At 49.8% G+C, this 6,385-nt stretch carries 4 protein-coding genes; 2 read left to right on the top strand and 2 right to left on the bottom strand.

Annotated elements, in window-relative coordinates; all coding sequences use genetic code 11:
- Nucleotides 1–492: 492 nt before the first annotated feature.
- Entirely contained in the window at nt 493–1,062 is a 570-nt protein-coding gene (locus tag Q7J88_RS04125; protein WP_303720889.1) for a hypothetical protein, read from the top strand.
- Between the two features lie 486 nt (nt 1,063–1,548).
- Here the strand turns inward: Q7J88_RS04125 and Q7J88_RS04120 are convergent, their stop codons facing one another.
- Together Q7J88_RS04120 and Q7J88_RS04115 are read right to left on the bottom strand one after the other, a co-directional pair.
- A complete protein-coding gene (locus Q7J88_RS04120) occupies nt 1,549–3,723 on the bottom strand; it encodes an MtrB/PioB family decaheme-associated outer membrane protein (RefSeq protein ID WP_303720888.1) in 2,175 nt (724 codons plus the stop codon).
- Nucleotides 3,724–3,733: 10 nt separating this feature from the next.
- On the bottom strand, nt 3,734–4,669 hold the full coding sequence (locus Q7J88_RS04115; RefSeq protein ID WP_303720887.1) for a DmsE family decaheme c-type cytochrome: 936 nt from the start codon (nt 4,667–4,669) through the stop codon (nt 3,734–3,736).
- Nucleotides 4,670–4,927: 258 nt separating this feature from the next.
- Between Q7J88_RS04115 and Q7J88_RS04110 the strand changes: the two genes are divergently transcribed.
- Nucleotides 4,928–6,385 (top strand): sigma-54-dependent Fis family transcriptional regulator (locus Q7J88_RS04110; protein ID WP_303720886.1); only part of this gene is annotated, 1,458 nt, incomplete at its 3' end.

Raw genomic sequence — 6,385 nt, 5'->3', positions numbered from 1 at the left:
CAGGGTCGATTGTCCATGCCGGAAACAACATCAGGGTGAATGACATGATTAATTTCCGACAACTCGGGCTGCTTTGGAAGTCCACAGGAACAGCAAAAAGATGCCGAACATGTGTTCCTCCTCTGATCACCCTTTTTCTGCTAGCTGGCGGGATACTCTTGCTCAATGGTTGTACGGCTATCCCGAAGGCTATCCCGCACAGGCAGAGAATCGGGAAGAACGTCCGCCCATTCCCCCGGGGCATATGCCACCTTCGGGTAAATGTCGCATTTGGTTCACTGGGAGGCCGCCCGGGCAACAGCCACCGCCTGGAGACTGTTACGAATTGAAGTACCATGTACCCCTAGGAGCCGTGCTGGTGCGTGGTTAGTCTTTGATATTTCCTGGGTTCTATTTCGGTCGGCCTCAAGTTGGCTGTCCACTCCACATATGGTTTGTTGGTTCACACCCTGCCGGCGGATGTCGGCGCATTTGCCCTCATGGAGGTTACCAATGAAAATGAAAAGTAAAATACCCCTGCTCGCGTTATGTTGGGTGCTCGGGACGGCGCCGGCCTGGTCGGCTAACGTCAATATCAATATCAATGTAGGAGCCCCCGTCGGAGTGCCGATTATTTTTCCGGAGCCTCCACTTTTCCTCGCCCCTGTCCCACTTGGCTTCCAGGTTGCTGTCGGGGTTCCTTACGACCTATTTAGGGTCGACGGAAGATTCTACCTCTTTTTCGACAATGTCTGGCACGTCGGGTCTGGATACAACGGCCCCTGGCAGGTTGTTCATCACGACCATCTTCCCCGCGGCCTGCGCAGGCAAAGATTACGTGACATCCGCACATATCGGGACCACGAATACGTCGTCTACAATAGAGACAAAGCCCTTTACCGCGGGGGAAGCTACCGCCCGGAGCGGTACGATCGTGATCGGGATCACGACCGGGGTTGGGACCACCGGGGCGAAAATGACCGAGAGCACAGCCGCAAACAGAATGATTATCGGGATTCCGACAAAAGAGCAGACCGTGGCCACGGCAATAAACATAAAAAAGGGGGAGAGGGGTGGAAGTAATCGTCCGTAAATTAGAAGCTTGACCTGACCCCGCAGATTTGCCCCAGCCCTATGTTAAGATTATGGGGCAATTGGACTTGCCCCTACCTTAGGACCATATGGGATTCCGGAAAATCTCATGGTTTCATTGCGCGATAGTAGTGTACAAAACCTTACGGTGGAGGGCAATAATGCTGGAGTTGATACCTCGCAATCATGAAATTTGGCAACGGGAAATGCCCCTAGAAATCCGGAGGAATTCATCTTGAAACTTACGATATATGAGACACTGATTTTTCGGAATTTCTAATTTAGCATAATCCCCTTAACCACCCACAAGCATTAGGGAACAAGTTACGAGACCCGCCGAAAATGTCTACTTAGAGTCCGGTTTGAGGTTGCAGGTGATGTATAACGTCGAGGTCATGCTTAGTTCTCCATTTTGATTTTTTGCTAAAAGCAGACCGGGGAGTCGTGCCCCCCGATCCGCAGAAAGTATCCGATGAGTTAAAAACGATAATTCAATGCCAGATAACCAATATTGGCTTCATAGTCGTTATCGGCATAGGCTCCACTCAAGTAGTAACTGTCAAAAGCGCCGACCTTGGAAAAATTGTAGTCCTCGTACTGATCATCGGCGTAATCGAGCTTTTCATACCGGTATCCGACAACTATTTTCAGATTCTCGCTGTAGGTATAAAGGCACTTGGCTTCAATCTGTTGCAGGTCGTAATCATCGACCTCATCGATGTCTTCCAGAGCTGTTGCACCTTCACTGTTCATCTCGTTTGAGCCGTCATTCTTCTGGTAGTTATAAGCCAATACTGCATAGAGCTTATTTTCGATCAGCGGCACTTCCGCCATGACACCTAGCGCCCAGTAGTCGCTTTGCAACTCTTGCGACCAGTTGAATGCCGTACCCACCGTTCCGGAGGCGGGATTCGTATTGTCGCCACTGCTGAACTGGCGGTTTTTAGAATCCTGATTGACCTTCTCGTAGCCGACATACCCGCTTAAGCGCACCACGTTAGGGATGTGGTAAGCGACATCCGCATAGACTTCGTGGCGGACATCCTCGGTCAGACCAAGCAGGGTTTCGTCATAGTCATTGATCTTGTAGCTGTATTCCAGCCCTAGGTCGAGATTGTCCGTGGGATAGAATTCGACTCCGAGTTTAGCCAGGGTTTGAACCTTGTCGGCTACGTCGTAACGATAGTGAAAACGCTCAATCGCAGTCGCAGCAAAAACATCGGCACCTTCGTCAGCCTGCAGAAAATCAGCGGAACGATCCAGGTACTGAAGTTTAAGTTTAAGGGCAACAGAATCGATGCTGGTGTTTTTCAACTGAACGAACAGTTTATGATCGCTTGTTGATTCGAAATCGTCGCGCTCCCGGTCGACCGTTTTGAATTCATAACCACCGCTTAGCTTATTCTTTGGTGTCAGCTTGTACCTCAGGTCGATTCCCGCGCGATGTTTCTCATACTCGAACAGGTGATTTTCAACAGTATTGAAGGAAGTCAGGTTGGTATAAACGATATGACTCGAAGAATTATCCTTGTTGAAATAATCGTAATAGAGCTTGCCGCTCAGGTTTTTGCTTGGTTTTGAACTCAGAGCTATCGAGCCTGTTGTGGTGGTGACATCACCTTCGAATTTGGACTGATTCAAGCCGAGAGTCGTGAATGTGTAAATCGGCGCACCACCACCAAAGGTCGGGCCATTGTTAGACGACCAAATCCCACTGAGTAGCGGGATGTCGCTCTCCATTTTGGCGATGCTTGCCTTGAGGGCCAACACGGAGTTCTGTGGCAGCTGCTTGATGACGGTTTTGGCCGACAGCTTGTAGTAATCGCTATCTGGGGCCAGAACGCTGGTTTCACTAAGTTCCTGTGCCGTCACGTAGGGGTTGCGCCAGGTGAGTAAATCCTTGTTGTTTTCGAAGGTGCTGAGGGTTCCGGCCAGTTCTACTAGGAATTTTTTGGTGGAGTAGCCGCTGGTCAGCTTCAGGGTGGTGTTTTCGTAATCGACCGGTTCAGGGAGTTCCACCAATTGGCCGAAGGGGGAGAAGTTGGCGGCACTGAACGAACCAAAAACCCCACTTGCCACGCCAAACGGCTTGGTGCCGTTGGTCTCTTCCTGGCGCAGATCAACCTTGATGTAAAAGGGTGTTGTGAAATCGATGTCTATTTTAGCGCCATACTTCTTTCGCTCGATGCCATAGTCGAAGGTGTTCCACAAACTGATGTCGATAGGAACATTTGCAGTATGGGCTATCGGAACGGCAACATCGTCTGTCGCTGAATAGCTCAAAGTGTCAGAGCCGATACCACTATAAAAAGTCCGGTTGTCATAGGAATAGTTATGCCGCATCTCATCAAAGAAGAGAGAATATTTGTAGCTGCCGTACTGACCACCGCTGAACTCAATCGATTCGTCGTTCTCACCGGCAGATTGAATCTTCAGATTTAGGTAGCGACCATCTTTTTGGGTGTTGATGTCAACATTGCCAACCAAACCTTCGTCTATATTCTGATATTCGCTAAAGCGACCACTCTGGTTATTAAGAGAAACACTGCGGACGCCAAACTCGGCGCTGCCGGTCAGGGTTGTATCAGCTGTAAAGCCGCTTGTCGGAATTGCCAGCAGGGCAATCAGTAGAAAACTGTATAGCTTGTTCATCCCGTTCCTCCTATCGCACAAAGTAGTGACCACCGTTGTACCCGTTGTCTGGGTTGTGCGGTGCGTTGCTGCCGTGAATGGTGCCGTGGCAATTCAAACAGGAGCGAGCTATGAAACGGTTACTGGCGGTGCCGGAAAAGTTGCTGCTAGAATCGAGAGTGGTGCTTGGATGGCGATTCCAATCATGACAGTCCTGGCAAAGGTTCGGAACCTTGCTGGTCAACAGATTGTTGTGGCGACTACCGTGGGAGGAGTGACAACTGCCGCAGTCCTCTTCGACCGGCGGGTGCTCCCAGAGAAACGGACCGCGCTTGTCAGCGTGGCAGTGGTAACAGAGTTCATTTTTGCTGTTGGCACGTAATTGTCCCTCGCTGAGAGCACCGTGCGGGTTATGGCAATCGTTGCAGCTGACTTTCCCTTCGATGATCGGGTGATGCGACTGCTTATTGCTATCGAATTTGATGTCCCGGTGACAGCTGAAACAAACCTCCGGCTGGTTGGCCACCGGTTGAACTTCGCCATGAATGGTATGGCAGGCAGCACAGCCAACATCATTACGGGCGTGCGCTCCCATACTCCATAGTGCCAACTCAGGAGATGTTTCGTGACAGGAGAGGCAGGTACTGCTCTCCGAAATCTGCTTGCCACTGAAGTTGATGATGTCTGGTTTACCGTTACTGTCGACATGGGTACTGCCCGGACCATGGCAAGATTCGCAACCACTATTTGTGTAGTTTCCTCCGATTGATTTCCAAGCTTGGGCATGAAGCGAGTTGTTGTATGTTTCAGCCTGCTGTTCATGGCATTCCAGGCAGCGTTCGCTGCCAACCAAGCTGGCTGTTTCTGCAGCAGTTGCCAGGATTGGCATGCCGAGCAGGAGTAAAATCGTCAGACCGGCCAGTAACAGGATGGCCGATGGTCTGTTGCTCGTTTCCGATTGGTACATTTACGTTACCTCCAGGTTAAAAGATTGTTGTGGGAACTCCTAAGGCGTTGCTTGATTGCGCTATTCTCTCCTTTCTTTGCCTCGGGCCTGGGGATAGCTGAAATCGTGCCAATATTTAATTCGTTTTATTTCAGCATTTTAGCGATAGTTACATGAACAAATTGCCGAATACGACAACTGAAAATTGTCTTAATTCACAATTTGTGAAATTATTGCCATATTTGGCAATAATGAGATTTCATGGATGGGAGGTCGAAAATGGTTGTCGATAAAGATGATTTCTTTCGCCATGTTACATTGGCGCTAAGCAGCAGCCTGGATATTTCAGTGTCCTTAAACCGTTGTTTCAACTATCTGCGAGAAATTATTCCGATCGATTCGCTGGTTTTCGGGCTTTATGATTCATCGAATCTTTCCTTTAAACATGTTGCGACCGTGACACCGGAAGGACCGATGACAGAGTTAAGACCGATACGCATCCCAAGAGAAGTTGCGAAAAAGCTTCAAGAGGCAATTCAAATTGACCGGCTGGTCCTCGACACAGCTAGGGATCCATTAACCAGAGCAGTGGCTCCATATGTGAAAAACCAGGGCTGTTCGGAAGTCATCATGCCCCTACGCACTGATGATGATCGGCTCGGCTATTTGGTAGTGCAGGCCAAAGGTGTGGGACTGTACAATTCTGATCATTTAGAATTGATGATTTCAGTGCGCGAGCCTCTGACCATTGCTTTAGGTAACGCTCTACACCATCAGGAAGTTGTCAGTTTGAAGCAACTTCTTGAGGAGGATAATCGGCAGTTAAAACATGAACTGTTTCACACTAAAGAAACTGCTGTTATCGGGGCCAAATCGGGACTGGCTGAAGTGATGACAATGCTTAAACAGGTCGCTCCGCTGCAGAGTACGGCGCTGCTCCTCGGTGAAACCGGAACAGGCAAAGAAGTGTTCGCCAATGCCTTGCACAACCTGTCAAAACGTCGTAATGGTCCCTTTATCAAGGTTAACTGCGGCGCTATTCCGGAAACCTTGATAGATAGCGAGTTATTCGGCCATGAGAAGGGAGCTTTCAGCGGCGCAATCGCACAAAAGAGGGGCCGTTTCGAACAGGCCCAAGGTGGAACCATTTTCCTTGATGAAATCGGTGAATTGCCACCGGCAGCTCAGGTTCGCCTGTTGAGAGTCCTGCAAAATCGTGAAATTGAGCGGGTTGGCGGACACCAATCGATCCCGGTTGATATTCGGGTGATCGCCGCCACTCACCGCAATCTGGAAAAACTTGTCGCCGAGGAAGCCTTCCGGGAAGATCTGTGGTTCCGCATCAACGCTTTCCCGATCAGTATTCCTCCACTGCGATATCGAAAGGAAGACATCCCCCTACTGCTTCAGTATTTCCTAACTCGAAAAGCAGCAGAGTTTGGTTTCCGCAATGCCCCACCGATTGCCCCGGGCGCACTAGAAAAGCTGGTCGACTACCCTTGGCCGGGCAACGTCCGGGAATTGGAGAATGTGGTCGAAAGGGCGCTGATCCAAAATAAGGGCCGCACATTGACCCTTGATGCCTTTTCTCTGTCTCAGCATCCAAACGGTCCCTTGAAAGCTATTGAAGATTCCTGCGGCTGTGTTTTTCCTTGCCTGGCGAAAAAAACGGAAGTGGTGGAGCAGGTGAAAACCTATCCAGGCTTATTAAAGCTGGACGATGTGCTGAAACAGCAC

Origin of the sequence: Malonomonas rubra, from assembly GCF_003247215.1 — a bacterium.
Taxonomy (GTDB): Bacteria; Desulfobacterota; Desulfuromonadia; order Desulfuromonadales; family Geopsychrobacteraceae; genus Malonomonas; species Malonomonas rubra_A.
The sequence above is the reverse complement of the archived record's forward strand: the minus strand, read 5'-3'. Positions and strand labels throughout refer to the sequence as shown.